Below are 25,618 nucleotides of genomic sequence, written 5' to 3'. Positions count from 1 at the left end.
GAGACTACTATGCCTGAAGCAACGCCTTTTCAGGTGCTGATTGTGGATGATCATCCACTTATGCGACGCGGTGTTCGTCAGTTACTGGAGCTTGACCCTGGCTTTGAAGTGGTCGCCGAAGCAGGCGACGGCGCTAGTGCTATCGATCTGGCGAATAGACTGGATATCGACGTGATCTTGCTGGATCTCAATATGAAAGGTATGAGTGGCCTGGATACCCTCAATGCCTTGCGCAGGGATGGCGTTACCGCGCAAATTATAATCCTGACCGTTTCAGATGCCTCCAGCGATATCTTTGCATTGATAGACGCAGGCGCTGACGGTTATCTGTTGAAAGATAGCGATCCGGAAGTGTTGCTGGAAGCGATTCGCGCCGGAGCAAAAGGTAGCAAAGTCTTTAGTGAACGCGTCAGTCAGTACTTACGCGAGCGTGAAATGTTTGGCGCTGAAGAAGACCCCTTCAGCGTGCTAACGGAGCGTGAATTAGATGTTCTGCACGAACTGGCACAAGGACTGTCCAATAAGCAGATCGCTTCGGTACTGAATATTTCTGAGCAGACGGTAAAAGTCCATATCCGCAATCTGCTGCGTAAACTCAACGTCCGCTCACGCGTGGCGGCCACCATTCTGTTCCTGCAACAACGCGGGGCGCAATAAAAAAATAGCCCGATGGATTTACCATCGGGCTGATATTGATGACAAACGCAACACTGCCTGATGCGCTACGCTTATCAGGCCTACGCGGATCGAGCAATGTATTGAATTCGCACGATTTTGTAGGTCGGATAAAGCGTTTACGCCGCATCCGGCATAAACAAAGCGCACTTTGTTATCAATCTGGCCCCGATGGCATCACCATCGGGCTGATATTGATGACAAACGCAACACTGCCTGATGCGCTACGCTTATCAGGCCTACGCGGATCGAGCAATGTATTGAATTCGCACGATTTTGTAGGTCGGATAAGGCGTTTACGCCGCATCCGGCATAAACAAAGCGCACTTTGTTATCAATCTGGCCCCGATGGCATCACCATCGGGCTTCTTCTTATTTACTTTCGTGTGGTGATAAATGCTGCATCGCCTGCGCGATACTGCGTTCAATCACCGCACGGCGAGTATCGTTAGCAGGCAACATTTTTAACATCATCTCCCACGCGGCAACGGCTTCGCCAAATCGCTGCTGCTCAAAGGCATTAAAAGCATACATACTTAACACACGAATATTGCTGTGGTCCGTTCTCACCAACTGGCGTAGCAGTTCGCCGCCGAGGCGGTTGTCGCTGGGATCAGATGAACGTGTCAACGCTTCAGCGTATCCGAGTGCGGCATCACTGTTCTTCGGATCGAGGCGATACGCAGTAGCGTATGCATCGGTCGCAATACTGGCGTTACCCAGCGCCATCCCAACGCGGCCCAACATAATCCAGCCTTCTATATCTCCCGGATTTTTTTGCAGTTGAGTACGCATTCCCAGTGCAAGGCGCGACATCTCTTCTTCATTGAGCGGATCGGCTTTCGGATCCAGCGCCCTGTCCAGCAATGCCGGAGCCTGCGCCGTGGCCTGCTGCCAGATTTTTACCTGCTGATAATTGCCAGTCTGGTAGTAGCCGACACCTGCCACAATCAATGCCACAACAATACCCGGCAGGTAAACAGCAAATCCGGCACGCTTACCTTCCGGCACGCTTTGTTCAGGAAACTCCTCCACCGCCAGCCGTACACGCCGCCGCGAGCGGGCATAAATAACCCAACCACCGATACCAATAGCCACCACTGGCAGCACCCACAGCAGCACGGTCAGCGGCGTTAACGGCGGATCGTAAGTAACGAAGTTGCCGTAACGTGCCACCATATAATCGACAATCTCTTTCTTACTTTTGCCTTCCTGCATCAGTTCATACACTTTCTGGCGCAGGTCGGTGGCAATCATAGAGTTGGAATCGGCAATGCTGTTGTTCTGGCATTTCGGGCAGCGCAGTTCTTCAGTGAGCTGACGGAACTGTTGTTCCTGTGCTTCATCTTTAAACTGCAACACATCGATGGTCGCCAGCGCTGAACCGGAGATCATCAGCATCAGTACGCCCAATAAAAACCTCATTGTGCGGCCTCCTTACTGTATTTCTCCCACAGCGGCTTGATCTCTTCTTCCCAGACGCGAGGGTTGAGATCGCCCGCATGGCGATAGCGAATGATGCCGTTGCCGTCAATAAGGAACGTTTCTGGCGCGCCATACACGCCTAGATCCAGCCCTAACATGCCGTCGCCATCAAACAGGCTTAGCGCGTAAGGATTGCCCAGCTCTTTCAGCCAGCTGATTGCCTTCTGGCGATCGTCTTTATAGTTCATACCAACTACGCGAATGCCCTGCGCAGAAAGCTGATTCAGATATTGATGTTCCGCACGGCAGGTCGGACACCAGGTCGCCCAAACGTTAAGCAGCAGCGGTTTACCCTGAGTCAGCACATCCGCCTGATAAAACTGCCCCGGATTGTCCAGTGATTCGAGGCGAAATTTCGGCACAGGCTTGCCAATGAGCGCCGATTCCAGATTGGTCGGATCATCCCCTTCGGCATTACGCGCCAGCTGCCACAGCAGCGCCGCGGCAATCGCCAGGAAGATAATCAAAGGAAGTAACAATACTTTGCGCTTCATACAGCCTCCGGCGCAGTTTTTTGCGGGTTCACGCGCTTACGATAGCGAGGATCAAACAGACACAGCAGTCCGCCCAACGCCATCATCAGCCCGCCCGCCCAAATCCAGCGAACAAACGGTTTGTAGTAAAGACGCACAGCCCACGCGCCGTTTTCCAGCTCTTCACCGAGCGCGGCGTACAGATCACGAGTGATGCCGCCGTCAATCGCCGCTTCGGTCATCATCGACCCGGCAGTGTTGTAATAACGTTTTTCCGCATACAGCACCGTTTCCGGCTTGCCATCTCGCGTTACGCCGATAGTCGCCACACCGCCGCGCCAGTTCGGGCCAGTCACCTCTTTGACATCACGGAAAGTGAAGCGATATTCATGAATATCGACGCTATCGCCGGGCTTCATGCGCACATCACGCTCAACGCTGTAGTTCTGGCTGAAGGCAATACCAACAATTGTTACCGCCAGCCCCAGGTGAGCCGCCACCATCCCCCAATAACTGAAGGTGGTTTTCGTGCCGCGTGCAATACGCAGCGCAGCTTCCGCAATTGCCAGCACCGCAATCCAGCAGGCCATTGCCAGGCCGAGCACCGTCATCGCCACAACTTTGCTTTCGAACAGCCACGGCAACAGCAGCGATAACACCAGTGTGCTGATGAAGGCGATAATCAACAAATTGCGGATTTTACGCGGGCGATCGCGCCCCCAGCGCACCAGTGGACCGACACCAAGCAGTAGCGCAAACGGCACCATCAGCCAGGTAAACATGGTGTTGAAGAACGGTTCGCCAATCGAAATACTGCCCAGTCCCAGTTGCTTGTGCACCAGCGGCAGCAGCGTCCCCAGCAACACCACCAGCATCGCGGCGACCAGCAAAACGTTGTTCGCTAACAGCAAAGATTCCCGCGACCACAGCGCATTGTTTACGCGTGAGCGAACTTTGTGTCCACGGGCAGCAAACAGCAGCAGCGAACCACCAATCACCAGTACCATAAAGGCGAGAATAAACATGCCGCGCGCCGGATCAGACGCAAACGCGTGTACCGATACCAGCACGCCGGAGCGCACGAGGAAAGTCCCCAGCAGACACAACGAGAAGGCACTGATTGCCAGCAGTAATGTCCACGCTTTGAAGCTGGCGCGTTGTTCAGTGACCGCCAGTGAGTGCATCAGCGCAGTACCCACCAGCCATGGCATAAACGAGGCGTTTTCTACCGGATCCCAGAACCACCAGCCGCCCCAGCCGAGTTCGTAATAGGCCCACGCGGAACCGAGTACGATGCCGAGCGTCAGGAAGATCCACGCTGCCAGCGTCCACGGACGAGTAAAACGCGCATAAGTGCTGTCCAGACGCCCACTCAGCAAAGAAGCAATGGCAAAAGCAAACGCCACCGAGAAACCAACGTACCCCATATAAAGCAGAGGCGGATGGAAGATCAGCCCCGGATCCTGCAACAACGGGTTAAGGTCGCGCCCTTCAATCGGGAAGTTCGGCAATGTGCGTGAGAACGGGTTAGAGGTAAAGAGAATGAACAGCAAAAAGCCGACGCTGACCATCCCCATTACCGCCAGTACGCGCGCCACAATATCCAGCGGAATACGCTGGCTAAAAATCGCCACCGCAAACGTCCAGCCGCTCATTAGCAGCACCCACAGCAGCAGCGAACCTTCATGCGCCCCCCACGTGGCCGCCACGCGATACCACACCGGAAGCTGGGTATTGGAGTTACTGGCGACATAGGTGACGGTGAAGTCGTTTACCACAAAGGCGTTAACCAGCACCAGAAACGCGCCAGCCACGCACATAAACAGCAGCCAGGCAAACAGCCGGGAGGAGGTCATCATCCGCGCATCTCCACGCGCCACACCCCATAGCGGATAAACAGACAGCAAAAGTGCAATCCCTAACGCCAGGCACAGCAGTCCGTTACCAATTTCTGGCATCATGATGCGGGATCCTTATAAGCACTTGCCGGGCGACGATGGTTAGCATCCATCGCCTTTTCAACTTCTGGCGGCGTGTAGTTTTCGTCGTGTTTCGCCAGTACTTCTTTAGCGAGGATATGATTGCCTTTTTCCAGCTCGCCCTGAACCACAACGCCCTGCCCTTCACGGAACAGATCCGGCAAAATGCCTTCGTAAGAGACATCCACTGAACCTTCAGCATCGTAAATGGTAAACGTCACTTTCAGTGAGTCAGGATCGCGCTGCACGCTACCCGGCATCACCATCCCGCCCACGCGCAGACGCTGACCGACTTCCGGCATCTGCTGCGTTTCACGCTTACCGTAGAGAATTTCTCCCGGTGTATAGAAAAGATCGATATTAGAGCGCAGCGCATACAGCACCAGACCGATGGTCAGCGCCAAACCTGCCAACACAGCGCAGGCAATCCACAAACGATTTTTACGGCGAATATTCATGCGGCCTCCTGCTGTTGCATGGCACGTAACCGCGCCTCACGCGCCCGCTGTTGCGCCACACCACGCAAAATTGCGCGATGCCGCATCACCGAGTGCACGACCAAAGCCACCAGCGGAATAACGGTCATCACCACTGCCAGCCAGACAAAAAAGGCGTAACCGCCCATTGCGAAAAATTCATTCCAGGAAGCAAATGCAGGGGTCATTTACGGCCTCTTTTCAGTATCAGTTCACTCACCCACGGACGGCGTTTTTCCATCAGCAAAATCAAATTGCGCATCCGCATTAGCGTCAGCGTGGCAGAAAGCAGCAGGAAACCAAAAATCGACCAGCGCAGCGGCGAACGCATTGCCGGATCGATACTTTGCTGCATCCGCGTTGATCCCTGATGTAGGGTGTTCCACCACTCCACGGAATAATGAATAATCGGCAGGTTCACCACGCCAATTAGCACCAGAATACCTGCCGCACGGCCCGCCAGACGGCGGTCGTCGAAGGCGTGCCACAGGGCAATCACACCCACATACAGAAACAGCAGTACCAGTTCAGAAGTCAGACGCGCGTCCCACACCCACCAGGTGCCCCACATCGGTTTTCCCCATGCGGAGCCGGTAACCAGGGCAATAAAAGTAAATACCGCGCCAATAGGCGCCATCGCCGCGACCGCCAGGTTAGCCATTTTCATCTGCCAGACAAGACCGATGAACGCCGCTACCGCCATCGAGGCATAAATACCCATCGACCAGATTGCCGCTGGCACATGTAGATAAATAATGCGATAGCTATTTCCTTGCTGATAATCAGCCGGAGCAAAGCCGAATCCCCAGATCCAGCCGACGGTGAGCACGACCACACTGGCGATTGCCAGCCACGGTATAAACCAGCCACAGATTTGATATAACCGTGGAGGGATCGCCAGTTGATGTAGTGTTTTCCACATAGTTTCGATACCAGACTCGAACAAAAATCAGTAATCCAGCGTTATTGAATGCTGATTCGTAACGCTGCCGCCGTCGCAAAAGGACTTAATGTCGCGGTGCCAGCCAGCAACGCGCCTAAAATTGCCAGATACCCGTCCACGGGCAAATGCATCGAAGCCGCGTCCATCGCAGCGGTGGCAAAGATGAGTAAGGGGATGGTGAGTGGTAACACGAGAATGCTGAGTAGCACTCCACCGCGCTTAAGTCCGACCGTCAGCGCCACGCTTGGCGCACCAAGAAAGCCAAGCGTGGGGGTTCCCAACAACAGCGTAAGCGCCATCACTTGCCAACCGTACACGTCCATTCCCAGTAGCAATGCCACCAGTGGTGAGAGAATGAGCAGGGGCAAACCTGTCACCATCCAGTGCGCCATCACCTTCGCCAGCACAACGGCGGGCAAGGGTAATGGCAACAACATCAGTTGTTCAAGACTGCCGTCCTGCAAATCGTCACGAAATAGTCGCTCCAGCGCCAGCAAGGAGGAAAGCAGCGCCGCCACCCAGATAATTCCCGGAGCAATCCTCGCCAGCAATTGCGGCTCCGGACCGATACTAAGTGGAAAAAGGGTAATAACAATCAGGAAGAACCACAGCGGGTTAGCGATTTCGGCGCTATGGCGAAACGCCACGCGCAGCTCAAGACGGAAAATGCGCCAGAACATCATGCGCCCCTTGTATGCGTCAGAGAAATGCGGCGGATTTTACTTTCAGCAACGTTGAGCGGCTGGTGGGTAGTCAGAATCACAATTCCCCCCTGCTCCGTATGCTGCGCCATACGCTGGGTCAGACGATCGACGCCGTTGACGTCAATCGCGGTAAAAGGTTCGTCGAGGATCCACAACGTAGCGCGGGTCAGCCATAATCGCGCCAGCGCGACGCGGCGTTGTTGCCCGGCAGAAAGTTGATTTACCGGAATATCTTCGAATCCGGCAAGCCCGGCCTGCGCCAGAGCTTCCAGACATTGTGCGGTATCGCCATCGCGATGATAAAAGTGCAGATTTTCTAACGCCGTCAGCCGGGTTTTAATCCCCGGCTGATGGCCTATCCATAACAGGTTTTGATGGTAGCTGTCGCGTACCTGATGCAAGGGCTGCCCTTGCCAGAGAACCTCACCGGCGTCAGGGCGAGACAACCCAGTCAGCAGACGAAGAAGCGTTGTCTTCCCCGCACCGTTGCTGCCGGTGATTTGTACCCACTCTCCTGCGTTCAGCGTAAATGACAAACCACTAAACAAGGTTCGTTCATCCCGCTCGCAGAGCAATTCTCTGGCTTCAAGCATCCCCACGCAATGACATCCTGTTAAAAACCTGGTTCAACTTCGCGCATATCGGGTAGCTTGTGCGCGATCCCTTTATGGCAGTCAATACAGGTTTGCCCATCTTTCACCGCTTGATCGTGCATCTTCGCGGCAACACCTTTCTGGGCGGTTAAATCCATAAACTCGAAGTTGTGACAGTTACGGCACTCCTGCGAGTTGTTGTCCTTCATTCGCCGCCACTCATTCTGTGCCATAGTCAGGCGATGAGCTTCGAATTTCTGCGGCGTGTCGATAACGCCCAGAATTTTACCATACAGCTCTTTACTTGCTTTGAGCTTGCGTATCATTTTCGGCACAAACTCGTGCGGAACGTGACAATCCGGACAGGTCGCACGAACGCCGCTACGGTTGTTGTAATGCACGGAATCCATGTATTCCTGATACACCGTGTTGCGCATTTCGTGGCAGCTAATGCAAAACTCTTCAGTGTTAGCTTTTTCCATCCCGGTGTTAAAGCCGCCCCAGAAGACGATGCCGCCGACAAAGCCGATCAACAGCAGCGTCCCCAGCGCCAGACGGCTGGGGGTACGCCACCATTTCCACAGGCGCTTAATCAGACCAGGCTTACGGTCAGAATTTCCCATAATAACCTCTTATTTCCCGTAACCTTTTGATGGGGTAAAGGTATTCCCCACGATTGGCGCGGTATCGGCCTGCGGCACGTGGCATTGCAGACAGAAATAACGACGCGGAGCCACTTCTGCGCCCACTTTGCCGTCGCTGTCCATAAAGTGAGTAGGACTGATGCGCGGTGCGCCAGTGGTGCGATAGCTTTCAACACCGTGGCACTGTAAGCAGCGGTTGGTATTGGTCGTTACCTGATAACCTTCAACGCTATGCGGGATCATTGGCGGCTGATTCACATAGTTCAGCGGCATCCGATCCTGCTCTTTTGGCATCCGAATGGCCCCTTCCTGCGTCCCGGATACTTCCGGCGACTGGCTAAAATCGACGCCATTTGCCGCCCAAACCGCGCCGCTCACCACCAGGGCCAGCATCGCCGTCCATTGACACAGCGCTTTCTTCAGGTCATGGCTTTTCATGATTTCGCTCCCGAACTCCATCGTGTAGTTATTGTAAATACATCCTCAGAACAGACATCCACGCAGCGACCGCACGTCATGCAATCGCGGCTGGTGACCTGCACCGGGCTTTGTTCATCCAGCACCGGGGCACGTAGCACATGCGGTTCCGGGCAAACATGAAAACAATCCATACAGCGGTTACATTTCTGTCGATCGGTGGCCGCAACGGTAATTACACCTTTGCTACCCAACACGCCATACAGCGCGCCGACCGGACAAATATGCCCGCACCAGCCGTGTTCAACGACCAGTAGATCAAATAAAAACAGCGCGAGAATAAGCAGCGCGCCGCTGCCGAATCCCATTACCAGGCTACGCCCCATCAGAGATACGGGGTTGATCCATTCCCAGATGAGCGTGCCAGTTAAGGCGGATCCCACCAGAATGACCACCAACAGCACGTAGCGAATGTGGCGAGGGATCGTCGCAGACTGATTGAGATCAAATCGTCTGCGTAACCAGTTTGCTAAATCGGTAATTGGGTTCAGCGGGCAGACCCAGCTGCAAAATAATCGCTTTCCTGCCAGGGCGTAGAGCACGGTGATAATCACCGCACCGACCAGCGCCACCGTGGCAGGCAGATGACCGCTGGCAAGGCTTTGCAGCGTCATCAGCGGATCGGTCAGCGGAACGGTGTCGAATAACAGGCTACTGCTGTAGTTGCCATGCAAGATCCACACACCAAACCACGGGCCGCTCAAAAACATTCCCAGCACGAAGAACTGACAAAGGCGACGCAACACCAGCCAACGGTGACTGCGCCACCAGCCTTTCTTCGCCAGCGCCTCGCGCCCGGCGTCACGTTTACGATTTGCCATTGTTCCCCTCCAGCCAGCCGAAGCGGTAATGGTGACCTAACTCCCCTTTCGCCAGTGACAGCGGTAACACTTTGATTGCCGGTTGTTCCAGCACACACACCTTTTCGCACTTACCGCAGCCGGTACAGGCGTCGCTGTGAACCGTCGGCAGAAAACGGGCGTGCTTACCGGTACGCGTGTTGCGCTCCAGCTCCAGGGTGATTGCCTCATCAATTTTCGGGCATTCGCGATAACAAACATCACAGCGCAGCCCCTGAAAGTTGAGACAGTTTTCCTGGTCCACCAACACCGCCAGCCCCATCCGCGCGTCGTCGATCGATTCGATCTCACGATCCAGCGCGCCGCTCGGGCACACTTTGGCGCACGGAATGTCCTCACACATTTCGCAAGGAATATCCCGCGCGACAAAATATGGCGTGCCCGCCGACAGGCCAGAAGCCAGCGTCGCCAGTTTTAAGGTGTCGTAAGGGCAAGCCTGAACACACTGACCGCAACGCACACAGGCACTGGCAAAGGCGTTCTCGTTTATGGCTCCGGGCGGGCGCAACCGCACGCCAGATGCGCGTGCGGTTTGCTGTTGTAACCCCAGCGCCACACCCACGGCAGCCAGCCCGCCTGCTGTGCGAACGACATCGCGCAGAAAGCGGCGGCGACCATTTTGAGGTTTCGCTGACCGGGACATAATGGCTTACACCTTCTCCAGTTTGACCGCGCACTTCTTGAAGTCCGTCTCTTTCGAGAGCGGATCGGTCGCATCCAGCGTCAGTTTGTTTACCAGCTGTGCGGCATCGAAGAACGGCATATACACCAGGCCCTGCGGCGGACGGTTACGACCGCGCGTTTCGACAATCGAGATCACTTCGCCACGGCGAGAAACCACTTTCACTTTGTCGCCACGACGCAGATCGCGCGCTTTCGCATCCAGCGGGTGAATAAACAGGACCGCTTCCGGGAAGGCGCGGTGCAGTTCCGGTACACGGCGAGTCATACTGCCGGTGTGCCAGTGCTCCAGAACGCGTCCGGTAGAGAGCCACAGGTCGTACTCTTCATCCGGTGCTTCCGCCGCCGGTTCGAACGGCAGCGCGAAGATCACCGCTTTGCCATCCGGTTTACCGTAGAACTTATAGCCTTCGCCCGCTTTCACGTACGGGTCGTTACCTTCACTGTAACGCCACTGCGTTTCTTTACCGTTCACCACCGGCCAGCGCAGACCGCGCGCTTTGTGGTAGTCATCGAACGGCGCGAGATCGTGACCGTGACCGCGACCAAACCATGCGTACTCTTCGAACAGCCCTTTTTGCAGATAGAAGCCCAGCTCGCGGGATTCATCGTTCAGCTGATCTTCCGCCAGTTCGGATACCGGGAATTTGCTCACTTCGGGGGTGGCATACAGAACTTCGTACAGCGTTTTGCCACGCAGTTCCGGTTTCTTCGCCAGCAGCTCTTCCGGCCATACTTCTTCGGTTTTGAAGCGGCGGGAGAACTGGACTAACTGCCAGAGATCCGATTTCGCTTCGCCTGGTGCCTGCACCTGCTGACGCCAGAACTGAGTACGGCGTTCGGCGTTACCGTAAGCACCCTCTTTCTCTACCCACATTGCGGTCGGCAGGATCAAGTCGGCGGCCAGCGCACTGACTGTCGGATACGGATCGGAGACGATGATGAAGTTGCGCGGATCGCGCCAGCCCGGCATACGCTCTTCATTAATGTTCGGCCCGGCCTGCATGTTGTTGGTACACATGGTCCAGTAAACATTCAGCTTGCCGTCTTTCAGCGCACGGTCTTGTGCCACCGCGTGCAGACCGATTTTCGCCGGAATGGTGCCGCTCGGGATATTCCACTTTTTCTCGCAGATATCACGGTGTTTCTCGTTAGTCACCACCATGTCCGCAGGCAGACGGTGAGCAAAGGTGCCCACTTCACGCGCAGTACCACACGCGGAAGGCTGCCCGGTCAGGGAGAACGGACCGCAACCCGGCTGGGAGATTTTGCCGGTCAGCAGGTGCAGGTTGTAGACCAGGTTGTTGGCCCACACGCCACGGGTATGCTGGTTGAAGCCCATCGTCCAGTAGGAGATGACTTTCTTGTTCGGATCGGCATACAGCTGCGCCAGTTGTTCTAACTGGTCTTTCGGCACGCCGGTCATTTCAGCGGTTTTTTCCAGCGTATATTCGGCAACGAAGGCTTTGTAATCTTCGAAGCTCATCGGTTCGGAGGCGTCAGAACCCGGATTCTTCGCTGCTTTTTCCAGCGGATGGGTCGGACGTAAACCGTAGCCGATGTCCGTCGCCCCTTTGCGCAGGTTAACGTGCTTGCTGAAGAAGTCCTGATTTATCGCATTGTTTTGAATGATATAGTTGGCGATGTAGTTCAGGATCACCAGGTCAGATTGCGGCGTAAAGATGATGCCGTTATCCGCCAGCTCGAAGCTACGATGCTGGTAGGTAGAAAGCACCGCCACGGTGACGTTCTGGTTAGAGAGACGACGGTTAGTGATGCGCGACCAGAGAATCGGGTGCATCTCCGCCATGTTCGCGCCCCACAGCACAAACGCGTCAGCCTGTTCGATATCGTCATAGCAGCCCATCGGCTCATCCATACCAAAGGTACGCATAAAGCCAACTACTGCCGACGCCATACAGTGACGCGCGTTCGGGTCGATGTTGTTCGAGCGGAAGCCCGCTTTAAACAGCTTGGACGCGGCATAACCTTCCCAGATAGTCCACTGACCAGAACCGAACATACCGATCGATTCCGGCCCTTTTTCTTTCAGGGCGGTTTTGAATTTCTCTTCCATCACATCGAAGGCCTGATCCCAGGTGATTGGGGTAAATTCGCCTTCTTTGTCATATTTACCGTTTTTCATACGCAGAAGCGGCTGCGTCAAACGGTCTTTACCGTACATGATTTTGGGCAGGAAATAGCCCTTAATGCAGTTCAGACCACGGTTAACCGGTGCATCCGGGTCGCCCTGACAGGCCACCACACGCCCTGCTTGCGTTCCGACCAGAACGCCGCAACCGGTACCGCAGAAACGGCACGGCGCTTTATCCCATTTAATGGCTTCCTGCTGACCAACAACGGCGCGGGCAACGCCCGGCACGCTGAGACCGGCAGCCGCCGCAGCGGCCGCAACGGCGTTAGCTTTCATAAAGCTACGACGACTGAGTTTCATGGTGTTTCCTCACCTTGCTCTTCCTGCTGGTGATAAACCAGCGACACCGCCAGCACGCCCTCTACGTTGCGTACTGACTCAATGGTTTGGATCAGCGTTTCGCTGTCTTCTGCTTCCACCACCACAATCAACTGACCGCTCGGCGCGTCGCTGACAGCAACTTCACAGCCGGGAAAGGCGTTCAGTTGAGTGCTGATGTCTGAAATTCGTTCGCTTTTGGCCTGCACGACCAGGCTGCAAACTTGCCAGTTAGTGTGCATGGAGATACTCCGCAGTTATGGCTGATACCGGACAACTGGCTGCACATGCTCCACATCCGTTGCAAAATTGGCTATTAAGTTGCGGCTGGTAGATCCCGGAGAGCGTCGGGCGAAAGATAATTGCCATTGGCTCACAGCTATCCTGACAGCGGCGGCATTCAACTGACTGATACGCCAGGCACGCGTCCCCAATAGTGAACTGCAAATCCCAGGCCCTGGTGTGGCGCGGAGAAAATAGCGATTCGGGGCAAGCCTGCGCGCAGGCGTAACAGAAGCTGCACTCGTTATTTTTGAAATTAACGCTCGGATAGCCACCCGCGCCGCGTTGCAGAATGTTGTTTTCACAAGCATTAATACAGGCATCGCAGCGGGTGCAATGGGTCAGAAAATGAGATTCATCACCGGACCAGGGCGGACGGATACCGTTACTGGCTTTGCGCCAGCGACCAGTGAGTATGCCCCGACGGGATGCATCAATCTTCACATTGACCTTCCATCATTAACGCGCTCTGAAAATTGAGAGCGACCAAAGAAACCGCGTAATTAATAAGCCATTTTTATAGGCGCTAAGATATTAAAGGATGTGTCAAAGATGCATACCCCGATCGGGGTAAAACCTGTAGCAGGATCAAAAGAGTGGCGGGAAGGCTGGAAAAAATGGGCTTTTATTCACATTTCAACCGGTTATAAACAATTTTACATAGCGATAAATTCACCAAAGATATTTCTCCAGGCTTCGCCATCCATCAGCATATAACTCCAAAAGATAAGGTAAAGTTGTCTGAATATTCTATGCATTATTCATAAAGCAAATTAATAAATCTGATGAATATGTTAACCTTCAGCGACATCATCGGTGAAAACCTATAAATGAAGAAGGAAAGCAAAAATGAAGACCATTCTACCTGCAGTATTGTTTGCCGCTTTCGCCACAACTTCAGCCTGGGCGGCAGAAAGCGTCCAGCCACTGGAAAAAATCGCCCCTTATCCGCAAGCTGAAAAAGGGATGAAGCGTCAGGTGATTCAGTTAACCCCGCAAGAAGATGAATCTACCCTGAAAGTAGAACTGTTAATCGGTCAGACGCTGGAAGTTGACTGCAATCTGCATCGTCTCGGCGGGAAACTGGAAAGCAAAACACTGGAAGGCTGGGGCTATGATTATTATGTCTTTGATAAAGTTAGCTCCCCGGTTTCCACGATGATGGCCTGCCCGGATGGCAAAAAAGAGAAGAAATTTGTCACCGCGTATCTGGGCGATGCCGGAATGCTGCGTTACAACAGCAAGCTGCCGATCGTGGTGTATACGCCAGACAATGTAGATGTGAAGTACCGCATCTGGAAGGCGGAAGAGAAGATTGACAACGCGGTAGTTCGCTAAACACAGCGTACCGACCGTCGGTCGGATAAGGCGGTTACACCGCATCCGGCATCTAACGTCCGAGCCGGTGCCTGATGCGACGCTGACGCGTCTTATCAGGCCTACGCCGCGGTGAAGTGCTGCAACCGCCAGGTCGGATAAGGCGGTTACGCCGCATCCGACATCCAACGTCCGAGCCGGTTGCCTGATGCGACGCTGACGCGTCTTATCAGGCCTACGCCGCGGTGAAGTGCTGCAACCGCCAGGTCGGATAAGACGGTTACGCCGCATCCGGCATCTAACGTCCGAGCCGGTTGCCTGATGCGACGCTGGCGCGTCTTATCAGGCCTACGCCGCGGTTAAGTGCTGCAACCGCCAGGTCGGATAAGGCGGTTACACCGCACCGACATCCAACGCCCGAGCCGGTTGCCTGATGCGACGCTGACGCGTCTTATCAGGCCTACGCCACATCCGGCATACCATGCCGGATGTGGCACATCATTACAATGCAATATCCGCGACTTCTTTTTGAACGGGTTGCGGTTTCAACTGCGGTTTCGGCGTACTGTCTGCCGCCTGCGGCTTGTCGTATTTCAGCCCCAGCACTTCGCTGGTGTACTGCAACTCACGTTCTGTTGCCGCCACATCACCATTCAGCTTACGTCCATAGGACGGAACGATCGCTTTCAACGTCGCCTGCCATTGCGGGCTGGAAACGCGATCGCCAAATACTTTTTCCAGCAGATCCAACATAATCGGCGCAGCGGTTGACGCCCCTGGCGATGCCCCCAGCAGCGCAGCAATGGTTCCTTGCTGGTCACTGACCACTTCTGTTCCCAGACGCAGTACGCCACCTTTCTCGGCATCACGCTTGATAATCTGTACGCGCTGCCCCGCTTGCCACAAACGCCAGTCCTCTTTTTTCGCCTGCGGATAGTACTCTTTCAACGCTGCAAAACGATCCTCTTCACTCAACATCACCTGACTCACCAGATATTTCACCAGATCGAAATTATCCAGCCCAACGTGCATCATCGGCATCACGTTTGACGTTGTGGTGGAACTCATCAGATCCCACAGCGAACCGTTTTTGAGGAATTTGGTTGAGAAAGTAGCAAATGGCCCGAAAAGCACCACGCGTTTACCATCCAGAACTCGGGTGTCAATATGCGGAACCGACATCGGCGGTGCACCCACGGAGGCTTTACCGTAGACCTTCGCCAGATGATGGTTAACCACGTCAGGGTTTTCCGAGACAAGGAACTGTCCGCCCACCGGGAAACCTGCGTACTCTTTCGCTTCCGGGATACCGGATTCTTGCAAAAGCTTCAGCGCCGCACCGCCCGCGCCGATAAAGACAAATTTCGCGCGGATGTTCTGTACAGTGCCATTTTTCAGATCGGCAATGGTGACGGTCCAGGTGTTGTCGTCATTACGTTTGAGGCCACGGACTTCGCTACTGAGTTGCAGAGAGAAGTTAGATTTTTTCTGCAAGGAAGCAATTAACTGGCGGGTGATCTCGCCGTAGTTCACATCGGTACCAATTTCCGTACGCGTGGCTGCCACTTTCTGTTGCGGATCGCGCCCTTCCATCACTAACGGTGCCCACTCTTTGATCTGCGCGTGATCTTCAGAGTAACGCATACCGCGGAACAACGAACTTTGTTGCAAGGCCGCGTAACGGGCGCGCAGGAAGTTGACGTTATCCTCGCCCCAGACAAAGCTCATGTGCGGAACGGTGTTAATAAATGAGCGCGGGGTACGCAGCACGCCGCGCTCGACCTGGTGCGCCCAGAACTGGCGGGAAATCTGGAATGCTTCGTTAATGGCGACTGCTTTTTCGATACTGATGCTACCATCGGCGTTTTGCGGGGTGTAGTTCAGCTCCATCAACGCAGAATGCCCGGTTCCGGCGTTGTTCCAGCCGTTCGAACTCTCCTGCGCAACACCTTCCAGGCGCTCCACCATGGTCATCGACCATTCAGGCTCCAGCTCCCGTAAATAGGTCCCCAACGTGGCGCTCATAATGCCGCCGCCAATCAACAGTACATCAGTTTCCTGCTCCTCGGACGCTTTCGCTTTTGCCGCCATCGAAACGGCATTAAGCCCCACGGCCATCGAGAAGAGCATGGCAGTCACTTTTTTCATCTTGTTAATGCCTTACTTTTAGTCGCTTTATTGCAGGTGAGATTTGCGCGGCATCAACGGTAACACTTAAGTAACAACATTTAAATAATGTTTATAAATTATATTCTAATTTTAGAAACATTATAATTTCGTTGATTAATTATAGGGTTATTAGAAATGAAGGGATTTTTAGAATATTGACCTGGCGGCAGCAGTCCGCCAGGTCAGCGTCGTAATATTATGCCGTCCGGGCAACGGCATCACGAGAAGCAGCATCGCGCTCTGCGCCCGTCAGCTCGCTAAGTTGCCCGTTGCGCATTTCCAGCAGGCGGTCGGCGTGGATAAAGTAATGGTCATCATGACTGATGGCGAAAATAGTTTTCCCCATCTCCTGCATCAGCGGCAGCAGCACCTGATAAAACTCACGGCGGAAATGTGGATCCTGATCCGCCGCCCATTCATCCAGCAGAATAATATCGCGTTCTTCTGCCAGAGCCAGCAACAGCGCCACGCGCTTTTTCTGCCCTTTCGATAACTTCAGGTTAACAATACGCCCGTTACTTAACTCAAGCTTATGACCCATTTTCAGCTGCGCCAGCCACTTCTCAACCAGTTGCGGGTTAGCAGGTTTACCTTCCGGCCCCAGCAGTTGATCAAACAGCCAGACATCGGTAAACACCGCCGAAAACAGTTTGCGATAATCTTCCGGTTTCTCACCGCTGACAGGTTTGCCATCCAGCAAGATTTCGCCATTTTGCGGCTGATACAACCCCGTCAGCAACATCGCCAGCGTCGATTTGCCGCTACCATTGCCACCAATCAGAAACAGCAGTTCGCCACGTTTAATGGTGAGGTTAATCGGCCCAACGGAAAACGCGTTATCCTGATAGCTAAACGTAACATTACGCAGCTCAAGCGTTTGCCAGTTGGGAAACGCCTGCGGACGCGGAAACTCCGCTTTGAAAGGTGCGAGCGCGAATTTGTTCAGCTTGTTAAACGCCACCTGCGCCGTCAGCAGCGTCGGTAATGCGCCAACCGCCGAAAGCAGCGGCGTACGCAGGAATAACAACGTCAACGAATAGGTCGCGGCAACGTTGGTATCAGCCCAACCGAGACTGTTCGCCATCCAGAACACCAGGCCGATTGCGCCCAGCATCATGATGTTTGACCAGTTCACGGCGCTAAGATGGAAGGTGTCTGCGCGGATAATATGGTGGCGATACTCTTGCGCATCGGGGATGTAGAGGTTGTTAAACACATACTCGGCGCGTTCCCGGTTCAGAGTCAGCTCTTTGCGCCCTTCGAGTACGGTTTGAAAATCCGTGTACAGCTTGTCTTCGGTTTCACGCAGGGTCGCCATATGTTTGTACACCCGCGCCACCAGTACAAAACCACCCCAGATGGTGACTGCCATCCAGATAGCCGTTACCAGCAACATTTTGCCCGACAACATCCAGAGATACGCCGCTGAACCGATAGTGAGAATGATCCCCTGCACCAGTTCCGGCAGACGTACAAAAGCAATGGTGATATTGCGCACATCGCTGGTTAACCCCGCCAGCAACGAGGCGCTACCAAGTTGTTCGATACGCTCGACGTGGGTATCCAGTATCCGCTTAATAAATTCGCTACGCAGTCGGTAAACGAAGTGATGGCCCAGCGTAGTAAGTGCCAGTTGCGATCCGAGAGTGACTGCCATCAACAGCAGCAATAATCCCAGAAACTCCGGCAACACCAGCAGACTGGTATCCGCCGTTTCGATAAGGCGCTGATTGATAAAAGCAATTAAGCCAATGCCTAAAGCCGCACTGGCGAGGCTTAGCGCCATCACACTGATAAATGGCCAGCGATACTGCCGCCAGACAAGTACAAGAAGTTCCATGCAGAAAACCCGGACAATGAATTACAGCCCGCAGTTTAAACATCTCCGCGCACACAGCAATAATAATTCTTATTTTTATTCTTTTTTACCTGCCTGACGGAAGGTCAGGTTGTAGCGGCAGTCGGCGGTGAGTGGATGAAACCCAGCTTTTAGTGGTTGAATACCGTGATAAAACAGCCGTGATTCACCGCCCCACACCACCACATCGCCATGTTCCAGCAACAAACGTGTGAGCGGATCATTTCGTTTCAGGCCGCCAAATTGAAAAATCGCGGGTAAGCCCAGAGAAACAGAAACAATCGGCGCGCGCAAATCCGGTTCATCTTTATCCTGATGCAGCGACAGTTTCGCGCCCGGGGCGTAGCGGTTGATAAGGCAAGCGTCAGGCTGGAAATCTGGATAGCCCGCCGCCGTAGCCGCACGTTGACATAAATTATGAAAACTCTGCGGCATGGCGGGCCATGGTTGATTTGTTTGCGGATCAATGGGCGAATAGAGATAACCTTGCCGATGGGTCGTCCAGCCCAGATGCCCGCAGTTGGTCATCGCCACCGACATGGTATATCCGCCAGGAGTGACCATCTGGCGAAACGGCGACTGGCTGGCAATGCCACTGAGATCGTGCATCAGTTGTTCCGCTACGTTAAAAGCAAAACGGCGCAAAATCACCGCGCCGGAAGCCAGCGATTCGTGCCACGGTTCAGCATCAGCAAACAGATCCAACATTACCTCTCCTCATGTTCAGCTTCGCGGCGCAGCAAGTGCGCTTTGCGCGACACGCCCCAGCGGTAACCAGAAAGTGTGCCATCACCGCGTACTACCCGATGACAAGGGATAATAATAGCTAATCTATTGGCGGCACAGGCGCTGGCTACGGCGCGAACGGCTTTCGGTTTGCCAATCGCGTTCGCCAATTGCTGGTAACTCACCGTTTCACCACAAGGTATAGTGCGTAGCGCCTGCCAGACTTGTTGCTGAAAAGCGGTGCCGCGAATATCCAGCGGTAACGTCAGCGGCGTATCGCGGTTATTGAGGCTGGCGATAACCTCACGTATATGTTGCTGAAATATCGGATCCGCCGGCGCGTTGTCAGCGGCAGGAAACATCTGACAGAGTTCGCTAATCAACGTCCCGTCATCGTCGCCCAGCAGAATCGCGCAAATCCCCCGCTCGCTTTCCGCCACCAGGCAACGCCCCAGTTCACAATCGGCCAGCGCATAACGCACCGCCAGGTTTTCGCCACCGTGACGAAACTGTTTGGCCGTCATGCCCAACGTTTCGTCAGCTTTGCGGTAGTAACTGCTGCCGTCGGGGAATCCAGCGTTCAGAATCGCCTGGGTGACGCTCTCCCCTTTCGCCAGCGATTCGCGCAAGCGACGAGCGCGCCAGGCCTGTTGCCAGGCTTTTGGCGTCATTCCGGTGGTGGCTTTAAATAAACGATGCAGATGGAATGGACTCATCGCCACCTGGTCGGCTAAGGCTTCCAGCGTTACAGGTGTTTCCTGTTCCAGCAGTCGACACGCGTGGGTGATTTTATCCAACCGATGCTGCTGGGCGTTGGCTTTATCAGGTTGGCAGCGTTTGCAGGGGCGAAATCCGGCGGCAAGTGCCTCACTGGCATTTGCGTAGAAGGAGACGTTTTCCCGCAAGGCATGTCTGGCTCGGCAAGACGGGCGGCAAAAGATCCCCGTGGTACGCACGGCGAAAACAAATTCGCCGTCGGCGTGTGGGTCGCGGGCTAAGACGGATTGCCAGCGTTGATCGTCAGTTAAGCGTGTGGCGTTTTTCATAATCAGCTCCCTGGTTAAGGATAGCCTTTAGTCTGCCCGGTCACCATCACGCAAAAACCAACAATCTTGCGCTTTAATTTTTTTCGCTCACCAGGAAGCTTTTAAACTGCGGCGACATCCAGGTTTTAAAACTATCACCTTCTTTGGTGATCATATAAACCGCCAGCCCTTCCCGGCGAACGACTTCTTTGGCTTTCTCTGGCCCGAGCACCATCAGACCTGTATCCCAGGCGTCGGCTTCCAGCGCCGTCGGAGCAATCACCGTCACGGACACCAGATTATGTTCGATAGGTCGTCCGGTTTGCGGATCGATAACATGGGAAAGGCGTTCGCCGTCCAGTTCGTAATAGTTGCGGTAGCTGCCTGAGGTGCTGATACCGTGGCCGTTGATATCCACCACCGCCTGAACTGCGTTTTCTTTATCGGTTGGTTTTTGAATCGCCACTCGCCACGGTTGGCCTTCACCGTTCATACCACGGCTGTTCAGCGCGCCCCCCACCGACACCAGATAGCGGGAAATACCTTCCTGCTCCATTAAGCGTGCCAGATGATCGGCTGCATAGCCTTCGCCGACGGTGGAGAGATCGACATATAAATCCGGAAGATCTTTTTGCAGGTACTGCTGATGATACTGATTGATGACCGTCAGGTGCTGCAAGCCGGTTTTGGCTTTCATTGCATCAATCTGTTCCTGGCTCGGAATTTGTACCGGTTGTTGTTCCGGGCCAAAGCCCCACAAATTCACCAGTGGCCCGACGGTAATATCCATCGCGCCATCGGTCTTTGCGCCAATACGTAGCGAGGTAGTGACGATATCCGCCATCGCTTCATTTACCGGCCACGGTGTCAGGCTTTGCGAGTCGTTAAAGCGCATCAGCGCGGAGTCTTTTTTATAGGTCGAAAGCAGCTGATCGTCAGCGTCCAGCTGGATCTGAATCTTCTCTTTGAGCTCGGCACTGCGTTTGGCGTCAATGCCCGGGACGCTGGCACGCCAGAAGGTTCCCATGGTTTTGCCTTCAAGAACGGTAACTTCAGGAGCGTTGGGTTTGGCGGGTTGTGGTTTTTGATCGCAACCAACAAACAAGAGCGCGGCAGCCAGCAATGCCACACGGGTAAAGTTCATTTCCATACGTGATTATCCTCATGCGAACGGTCGCAAGAGTACACCAAAAGACTGCGTTTGTACGCTGAAAACAATGAAAAAAGGGCCCGCAGGCCCTTTGTTCGATATAAATCGAGATTAGAACTGGTAAACCAGACCCAGAGCTACGATGTCATCAGTGTTGATGCCAGCAGCGCGGGTGAACTGGTTGTCGTCCAGCAGGTTGATTTTGTAGTCAACGTAGGTGGACATGTTTTTGTTGAAGTAGTAGGTAGCACCAACATCAACATATTTCAGGATATCTTCGTCGTCGTAGTTACGACCAGCAACGACACCCAGGTTTTTACCTTTAGACTGCAGGTATGCTACAGACGGACGCAGACCGAAGTCGAACTGGTACTGAGCAACAGCTTCGAAGTTCTGTGCTTTGTTCGCCCAACCCAGGGAACCTACGCGAGTTGCGTTGTAGGTCTGGGTGTACTGAGCAGCCAGGTAGATGTTGTTAGCGTCGTATTTCAGACCACCAGTGTAAGTTTCAGCACGGTCGCCGTTACCGATGTAAGCAATGCTGTTCTGATCATCAGTACGTTTGGAGCTGGAAACTGCAGCACCGATACCGAAGCCTTCGTAATCATAAGTGATAGAACCGCCGACACCGTCGCCGTTCTGACGCAGAGCGCCACGACCGTTGTTGGTCATGCCTTCGCCGCTTACGCTACCGTTTTTGCCCTGGTACTGAACTGCAAAGTTCAGGCCGTCAACCAGACCGAAGAAGTCGGTGTTACGGTAGGTCGCGAAGCCGTTACCACGCTGCTGCATGAAGTTGTCAGAACCGTAGGTGTCGCCACCGAATTCTGGCAGTACGTCGGTCCAGGAAGTTACGTCGTAAACAACGCCGTAGTTACGACCGTAGTCGAAAGAACCGATGTCCTGGAATTTCAGACCAGCAAATGCCACACGGGTCCAGGAGTTGTTTTCGCTTTCCGGAGCGTTGCCCTGGATCTGATATTCCCACTGGCCGTAACCGGTCAGCTGGTCAGTAACCTGAGTTTCACCTTTGAAGCCAAGACGCATGTAGGTCTGGTCGCCATCTACAGACTTGTCGTCAGAGAAATAGTGCAGGCCGTCAACTTTACCGTACAGATCTAATTTGTTGCCGTCTTTGTTGTAAACTTCAGCAGCATTTGCTGCGCCTGCTACCAGCAGAGCTGGGACCAGGAGGGACAGTACTTTAACTTTCATGTTATTAACCCTCTGTTATATGCCTTTATTTGCTTTTTTATGCCACTGCATACTGATTAACCCTCATTAATCAGTCGGCAGGTCCATTCTCCCCAAAAATGCAGAATAATCCAACACGAATATGATACTAAAACTTTTAAGATGTTTCAAATATCCACATAGGTATTTCAAAATGTAAATATGATGGAACTTTTTCAAATTCTAATGGTTGAGCAAATAACGCACTAAACATCAAGTAAGATTATTTCGACCTTTAAAACAATAACTTAATCTTAAGTCTTTGACCGCACTGAATGTTAAAACAAATTCTTCACTCGCAACTAAAATATGTCTCGCTATCATCATTAACTTTATTTATTACCGTCATTCATTTCTGAATGTCTGTTTACCCCTATTTCGACCGGATGCATCGCATCCGGTTTTTTTTACCCTTCTTTACACATCTTTTATTTTCCTGTGCTACCGCAGCAAAATTATAACAATCGTTAACTATTTCGTAAAAAACGACAACAATTACCGACAAAATCTATCTGCGCTATTTTCCTGATAATTTTCTTCACGCCTGTGGGTTATTTGTACATTAACAACGCATTTGTACATTTATTTACCGCAGCGCAAAATGTGAAATATCGTCGGCTAATGCCTTAACATCAATCAGGTAAGAGTCTGGAATTTCACACTGTACCCTTTATACTGCCCTATCACTTTGCGAAGTTTTAACAGGTCATAAACACGAATGCGTCAGAAAGAGACAACGGCCACGACCCGCTTTTCACTCCTACCGGGGAGCATTACCCGCTTCTTTTTACTGCTGATCATCGTGTTACTGGTGACGATGGGTGTAATGGTACAAAGCGCCGTTAACGCCTGGCTGAAAGATAAAAGCTACCAAATCGTTGATATTACCCATGCCATACAAAAGCGCGTCGATACATGGCGTTATGTGACCTGGCAAATCTACGACAACATTGCCGCGACGGCCTCTACCACCTCCAGCGAAGGGTTGCAGGAGACGCGCCTGAAACAGGATGTCTATTATCTGGAAAAACCGCGCCGCAAAACGGAAGCCCTGATCTTTGGTTCCCACGACAACTCAACGCTTGAAATGACCCAAAGAATGTCCACTTACCTGGACACATTATGGGGCGCAGAGAATGTCCCCTGGTCGATGTACTATCTGAACGGTCAGGATAACAGCCTGGTTTTGATCTCCACCCTACCGCTCAAAGATCTCACCTCGGGATTTAAAGAGTCGACCGTCAGTGACATTGTTGATTCTCGTCGCGCAGAGATGTTGCAACAGGCCAACGCCCTGGATGAACGCGAAAGTTTTTCTAACCTGCGCCGCCTGGCCTGGCAGAACGGCCATTATTTTACCCTGCGCACCACCTTTAACCAGCCGGGGCATCTGGCGACGGTAGTCGCTTTTGATCTGCCTATTAATGATTTGATCCCGCCGGGGATGCCGCTGGATAGTTTCCGTCTGGAGCCAGACGCGACAGCTGCGGGAACCAATAATAATGAGAAAGAAGCCACGGATAGCGTCAGTATCCACTTTAATAGTTCGAAGATTGAAATCTCTTCGGCGCTAAACTCCACGGATATGCGTCTGGTCTGGCAGGTTCCTTATGGCACATTGCTGCTGGATACGTTGCAAAACATTCTCCTGCCGCTGCTGCTGAACATCGGTTTGCTGGCGCTGGCGCTGTTTGGCTATACCACCTTCCGCCATTTCTCTGGCCGCACTACCGAAAGCGTACCCAGCACGGCAGTGAACAATGAACTGCGCGTTTTGCGGGCCATCAATGAAGAGATCGTGTCACTGCTGCCACTCGGCCTGCTGGTTCACGATCAGGAATCGAATCGCACAGTAATAAGCAACAAAATTGCCGACCACCTGCTGCCGCATTTGAATCTGCAAAACATCACCACTATGGCAGAGCAGCATCAGGGCATCATTCAGGCGACGATCAATAACGAACTGTATGAGATTCGTATGTTCCGCAGCCAGGTCGCGCCGCGTACACAAATCTTCATTATTCGCGATCAAGATCGCGAAGTACTGGTGAACAAGAAACTCAAGCAGGCGCAGCGTCTGTACGAGAAAAATCAGCAAGGCCGGATGGCCTTTATGAAAAATATTGGCGATGCACTAAAAGAACCTGCACGCTCCCTGGCGGCAAGCGCAGCCAAACTCAACACACCGGAAAGCAAACAACTGGCGAATCAGGCTGATGTGCTGGTGCGCCTGGTCGATGAAATCCAGTTAGCCAATATGCTTGCCGACGATAGCTGGAAAAGCGAGAGCGAACTTTTCTCCGTGCAGGATTTAATTGATGAAGTCGTGCCTTCCGTGTTGCCAGCCATCAAGCGTAAAGGTTTGCAGTTATTGATTAACAATCATCTAAAAGCACACGATATGCGCTGTGGCGATCGCGATGCCCTACGCCGTATTTTGCTGTTACTGATGCAATATGCTGTCACCTCAACGCAAATGGGGAAAATTACCCTTGAGGTTGACCAGGACGAATCTTCCGAAGAACGTCTGACTTTCCGCATTCTGGACACCGGAGATGGCATAAGTATTCATGAAATGGATAATTTGCACTTCCCGTTCATCAACCAGACCCAAAGCGATCGCTACGGTAAGGCGGATCCGTTAGCATTCTGGTTGAGCGATCAACTGGCGCGTAAGCTAGGCGGTCATTTAAACATCAAAACGCGCGACGAGCTTGGTACACGTTATTCCGTGCATATCAAAATGCCTACTGCGGAACCGGAAGTAGAAGAGGAAGAAGAGCGTTTACTGGATGATGTTAGCGTGATGATGGACATAACTTCCGCAGAAATTCGGAATATTGTCACTCGCCAGTTAGAAAATTGGGGGGCAACCTGCATCACACCGGATGAAAGATTAATTAGTCAAGATTATGATATCTTTTTAACGGATAATCCGTCTAATCTTACTGCCTCTGGCTTGCTTTTAAGCGATGATGAGTCTGGCGTACGGGAAATTGGACCTGGTCAATTGTGCGTCAACTTCAATATGAGCAACGCTATGCAGGAAGCGGTCTTACAATTGATCGAAGTGCAACTAGCGCAGGAAGAGGTGACAGAATCGCCTCTGGGCGGAGATGAAAATGCACAACTCCATGCCAGCGGCTATTATGCGCTCTTTGTAGACACAGTACCGGATGATGTTAAGAGGCTATATACTGAGGCAGCAACCAGTGACTTTGCTGCGTTAGCCCAAACGGCTCATCGTCTGAAAGGCGTGTTTGCCATGCTTAATCTGGTACCCGGCAAGCAGTTATGTGAAACGCTGGAACATCTCATTCGCGAGAAGGATGTCCCAGGAATAGAAAAATACATCAGCGACATTGACAGCTATGTCAAGAGCTTGCTGTAGCAAG

25 protein-coding genes are annotated in these 25,618 nt (G+C 53.1%); 4 read left to right on the top strand and 21 right to left on the bottom strand.

What is annotated here, in order from left to right; all coding sequences use genetic code 11:
- Positions 1–9 precede the first annotated feature (9 nt).
- On the top strand, positions 10–657 hold the full coding sequence (narP, locus tag FEK47_RS08990) for a nitrate/nitrite response regulator protein NarP (protein ID WP_064526779.1): 648 nt from the start codon (positions 10–12) through the stop codon (positions 655–657).
- A 390-nt stretch (positions 658–1,047) separates the two neighbouring features.
- Here the strand turns inward: narP and ccmH are convergent, their stop codons facing one another.
- From ccmH to napF, 15 genes are read right to left on the bottom strand one after another with little or no spacing between them, the layout of a single operon-like run.
- Entirely contained in the window at positions 1,048–2,100 is a 1,053-nt protein-coding gene (gene ccmH, locus FEK47_RS08985; protein ID WP_135487519.1) for a cytochrome c-type biogenesis thiol:disulfide oxidoreductase CcmH, read from the bottom strand.
- The gene (dsbE, locus tag FEK47_RS08980; RefSeq protein ID WP_135487518.1) at positions 2,097–2,654 is read right to left on the bottom strand and encodes a thiol:disulfide interchange protein DsbE; all 558 of its coding nucleotides are present in this window, start codon (positions 2,652–2,654) and stop codon (positions 2,097–2,099) included. The genes ccmH and dsbE overlap by 4 nt, the downstream gene beginning before the upstream one ends.
- Complete coding sequence (gene ccmF / locus FEK47_RS08975) at positions 2,651–4,594, bottom strand: cytochrome c-type biogenesis heme lyase CcmF (protein WP_135487517.1); 1,944 nt, start codon at positions 4,592–4,594, stop codon at positions 2,651–2,653. The genes dsbE and ccmF overlap by 4 nt, the downstream gene beginning before the upstream one ends.
- Positions 4,591–5,070, bottom strand: a complete 480-nt coding sequence (gene ccmE, locus FEK47_RS08970; protein WP_130221898.1) for a cytochrome c maturation protein CcmE — start codon at positions 5,068–5,070, stop codon at positions 4,591–4,593. The genes ccmF and ccmE overlap by 4 nt, the downstream gene beginning before the upstream one ends.
- Complete coding sequence (ccmD, locus tag FEK47_RS08965; RefSeq protein WP_130217080.1) at positions 5,067–5,276, bottom strand: heme exporter protein CcmD; 210 nt, start codon at positions 5,274–5,276, stop codon at positions 5,067–5,069. The genes ccmE and ccmD overlap by 4 nt, the downstream gene beginning before the upstream one ends.
- Positions 5,273–6,010, bottom strand: a complete 738-nt coding sequence (gene ccmC, locus FEK47_RS08960) for a heme exporter protein CcmC (protein ID WP_001295447.1) — start codon at positions 6,008–6,010, stop codon at positions 5,273–5,275. The genes ccmD and ccmC overlap by 4 nt, the downstream gene beginning before the upstream one ends.
- A 41-nt stretch (positions 6,011–6,051) precedes the next feature.
- Positions 6,052–6,714: a heme exporter protein CcmB gene (gene ccmB, locus FEK47_RS08955; protein WP_135487516.1), complete on the bottom strand. Its 663-nt coding sequence runs from the start codon at positions 6,712–6,714 to the stop codon at positions 6,052–6,054.
- Positions 6,711–7,334: a cytochrome c biogenesis heme-transporting ATPase CcmA gene (gene ccmA, locus FEK47_RS08950; protein WP_240727847.1), complete on the bottom strand. Its 624-nt coding sequence runs from the start codon at positions 7,332–7,334 to the stop codon at positions 6,711–6,713. The genes ccmB and ccmA overlap by 4 nt, the downstream gene beginning before the upstream one ends.
- Before the next feature lie 14 nt (positions 7,335–7,348).
- Positions 7,349–7,951, bottom strand: coding sequence for a cytochrome c-type protein NapC (gene napC, locus FEK47_RS08945; RefSeq protein ID WP_130207128.1), 603 nt, complete (start codon positions 7,949–7,951; stop codon positions 7,349–7,351).
- Between the two features lie 9 nt (positions 7,952–7,960).
- Positions 7,961–8,410: a nitrate reductase cytochrome c-type subunit gene (gene napB, locus FEK47_RS08940; RefSeq protein ID WP_000835174.1), complete on the bottom strand. Its 450-nt coding sequence runs from the start codon at positions 8,408–8,410 to the stop codon at positions 7,961–7,963.
- Positions 8,407–9,270 (bottom strand): quinol dehydrogenase ferredoxin subunit NapH, encoded by an 864-nt coding sequence (napH, locus tag FEK47_RS08935; RefSeq protein ID WP_135487515.1) that lies wholly within the window; start codon positions 9,268–9,270, stop codon positions 8,407–8,409. The genes napB and napH overlap by 4 nt, the downstream gene beginning before the upstream one ends.
- Entirely contained in the window at positions 9,257–9,952 is a 696-nt protein-coding gene (gene napG, locus FEK47_RS08930; protein WP_000091291.1) for a ferredoxin-type protein NapG, read from the bottom strand. The genes napH and napG overlap by 14 nt, the downstream gene beginning before the upstream one ends.
- A gap of 6 nt (positions 9,953–9,958) precedes the next feature.
- Positions 9,959–12,445, bottom strand: a complete 2,487-nt coding sequence (napA, locus tag FEK47_RS08925; RefSeq protein WP_135487514.1) for a periplasmic nitrate reductase subunit alpha — start codon at positions 12,443–12,445, stop codon at positions 9,959–9,961.
- Positions 12,442–12,705, bottom strand: coding sequence for a chaperone NapD (napD, locus tag FEK47_RS08920; protein WP_000557378.1), 264 nt, complete (start codon positions 12,703–12,705; stop codon positions 12,442–12,444). Before napD ends, napA begins: the two co-directional genes overlap by 4 nt.
- Entirely contained in the window at positions 12,695–13,189 is a 495-nt protein-coding gene (gene napF / locus FEK47_RS08915) for a ferredoxin-type protein NapF (protein WP_135487513.1), read from the bottom strand. Before napF ends, napD begins: the two co-directional genes overlap by 11 nt.
- Before the next feature lie 108 nt (positions 13,190–13,297).
- On the opposite strand from napF, the gene FEK47_RS25665 reads away from it, so the two are divergent.
- Together FEK47_RS25665 and eco are read left to right on the top strand one after the other, a co-directional pair.
- Positions 13,298–13,462: a hypothetical protein gene (locus FEK47_RS25665; protein ID WP_276606556.1), complete on the top strand. Its 165-nt coding sequence runs from the start codon at positions 13,298–13,300 to the stop codon at positions 13,460–13,462.
- A 132-nt stretch (positions 13,463–13,594) separates the two neighbouring features.
- Positions 13,595–14,083: a serine protease inhibitor ecotin gene (eco, locus tag FEK47_RS08910; protein WP_000849212.1), complete on the top strand. Its 489-nt coding sequence runs from the start codon at positions 13,595–13,597 to the stop codon at positions 14,081–14,083.
- A gap of 480 nt (positions 14,084–14,563) precedes the next feature.
- Here the strand turns inward: eco and mqo are convergent, their stop codons facing one another.
- The 6 genes from mqo to ompC form a co-directional block, all read right to left on the bottom strand.
- Entirely contained in the window at positions 14,564–16,210 is a 1,647-nt protein-coding gene (mqo, locus tag FEK47_RS08905) for a malate dehydrogenase (quinone) (protein ID WP_135487512.1), read from the bottom strand.
- Between the two features lie 217 nt (positions 16,211–16,427).
- The gene (gene yojI / locus FEK47_RS08900) at positions 16,428–18,071 is read right to left on the bottom strand and encodes a microcin J25 efflux ABC transporter YojI (protein WP_135404816.1); all 1,644 of its coding nucleotides are present in this window, start codon (positions 18,069–18,071) and stop codon (positions 16,428–16,430) included.
- A gap of 75 nt (positions 18,072–18,146) precedes the next feature.
- Entirely contained in the window at positions 18,147–18,797 is a 651-nt protein-coding gene (alkB, locus tag FEK47_RS08895; RefSeq protein ID WP_135487511.1) for a DNA oxidative demethylase AlkB, read from the bottom strand.
- A complete protein-coding gene (gene ada, locus FEK47_RS08890) occupies positions 18,797–19,861 on the bottom strand; it encodes a bifunctional DNA-binding transcriptional regulator/O6-methylguanine-DNA methyltransferase Ada (RefSeq protein WP_135487510.1) in 1,065 nt (354 codons plus the stop codon). Before ada ends, alkB begins: the two co-directional genes overlap by 1 nt.
- 73 nt (positions 19,862–19,934) lie before the next feature.
- Positions 19,935–20,990, bottom strand: coding sequence for an FAD:protein FMN transferase ApbE (gene apbE, locus FEK47_RS08885; protein WP_138183165.1), 1,056 nt, complete (start codon positions 20,988–20,990; stop codon positions 19,935–19,937).
- A gap of 111 nt (positions 20,991–21,101) precedes the next feature.
- Positions 21,102–22,205, bottom strand: a complete 1,104-nt coding sequence (gene ompC, locus FEK47_RS08880) for a porin OmpC (protein ID WP_130207146.1) — start codon at positions 22,203–22,205, stop codon at positions 21,102–21,104.
- Positions 22,206–22,941: 736 nt separating this feature from the next.
- On the opposite strand from ompC, the gene rcsD reads away from it, so the two are divergent.
- Complete coding sequence (gene rcsD / locus FEK47_RS08875) at positions 22,942–25,614, top strand: phosphotransferase RcsD (protein ID WP_130217062.1); 2,673 nt, start codon at positions 22,942–22,944, stop codon at positions 25,612–25,614.
- Positions 25,615–25,618: the final 4 nt, after the last annotated feature.

Source organism: Escherichia sp. E3659 (genome assembly GCF_005781135.1).
Lineage (GTDB): Bacteria > Pseudomonadota > Gammaproteobacteria > Enterobacterales > Enterobacteriaceae > Escherichia.
This window is presented reverse-complemented; position numbering and strand designations above follow the sequence as displayed.

Bases quoted from the DNA above. Each gene is read 5' to 3' on its own strand.
- narP (WP_064526779.1), top strand. From the start codon at position 10: ATGCCTGAAGCAACGCCTTTTCAGGTGCTGATTGTGGATGATCATCCA.
- mqo (WP_135487512.1), bottom strand. From the start codon at position 16,210: ATGAAAAAAGTGACTGCCATGCTCTTCTCGATGGCCGTGGGGCTTAAT.
- yojI (WP_135404816.1), bottom strand. From the start codon at position 18,071: ATGGAACTTCTTGTACTTGTCTGGCGGCAGTATCGCTGGCCATTTATC.
- FEK47_RS25665 (WP_276606556.1), top strand. From the start codon at position 13,298: ATGCATACCCCGATCGGGGTAAAACCTGTAGCAGGATCAAAAGAGTGG.
- ada (WP_135487510.1), bottom strand. From the start codon at position 19,861: ATGAAAAACGCCACACGCTTAACTGACGATCAACGCTGGCAATCCGTC.
- apbE (WP_138183165.1), bottom strand. From the start codon at position 20,990: ATGGAAATGAACTTTACCCGTGTGGCATTGCTGGCTGCCGCGCTCTTG.
- alkB (WP_135487511.1), bottom strand. From the start codon at position 18,797: ATGTTGGATCTGTTTGCTGATGCTGAACCGTGGCACGAATCGCTGGCT.
- ompC (WP_130207146.1), bottom strand. From the start codon at position 22,205: ATGAAAGTTAAAGTACTGTCCCTCCTGGTCCCAGCTCTGCTGGTAGCA.
- ccmB (WP_135487516.1), bottom strand. From the start codon at position 6,714: ATGATGTTCTGGCGCATTTTCCGTCTTGAGCTGCGCGTGGCGTTTCGC.
- napB (WP_000835174.1), bottom strand. From the start codon at position 8,410: ATGAAAAGCCATGACCTGAAGAAAGCGCTGTGTCAATGGACGGCGATG.
- ccmH (WP_135487519.1), bottom strand. From the start codon at position 2,100: ATGAGGTTTTTATTGGGCGTACTGATGCTGATGATCTCCGGTTCAGCG.
- napD (WP_000557378.1), bottom strand. From the start codon at position 12,705: ATGCACACTAACTGGCAAGTTTGCAGCCTGGTCGTGCAGGCCAAAAGC.
- ccmE (WP_130221898.1), bottom strand. From the start codon at position 5,070: ATGAATATTCGCCGTAAAAATCGTTTGTGGATTGCCTGCGCTGTGTTG.
- napA (WP_135487514.1), bottom strand. From the start codon at position 12,445: ATGAAACTCAGTCGTCGTAGCTTTATGAAAGCTAACGCCGTTGCGGCC.
- rcsD (WP_130217062.1), top strand. From the start codon at position 22,942: ATGCGTCAGAAAGAGACAACGGCCACGACCCGCTTTTCACTCCTACCG.
- ccmD (WP_130217080.1), bottom strand. From the start codon at position 5,276: ATGACCCCTGCATTTGCTTCCTGGAATGAATTTTTCGCAATGGGCGGT.
- napG (WP_000091291.1), bottom strand. From the start codon at position 9,952: ATGTCCCGGTCAGCGAAACCTCAAAATGGTCGCCGCCGCTTTCTGCGC.
- napC (WP_130207128.1), bottom strand. From the start codon at position 7,951: ATGGGAAATTCTGACCGTAAGCCTGGTCTGATTAAGCGCCTGTGGAAA.
- ccmF (WP_135487517.1), bottom strand. From the start codon at position 4,594: ATGATGCCAGAAATTGGTAACGGACTGCTGTGCCTGGCGTTAGGGATT.
- ccmC (WP_001295447.1), bottom strand. From the start codon at position 6,010: ATGTGGAAAACACTACATCAACTGGCGATCCCTCCACGGTTATATCAA.
- dsbE (WP_135487518.1), bottom strand. From the start codon at position 2,654: ATGAAGCGCAAAGTATTGTTACTTCCTTTGATTATCTTCCTGGCGATT.
- eco (WP_000849212.1), top strand. From the start codon at position 13,595: ATGAAGACCATTCTACCTGCAGTATTGTTTGCCGCTTTCGCCACAACT.
- napH (WP_135487515.1), bottom strand. From the start codon at position 9,270: ATGGCAAATCGTAAACGTGACGCCGGGCGCGAGGCGCTGGCGAAGAAA.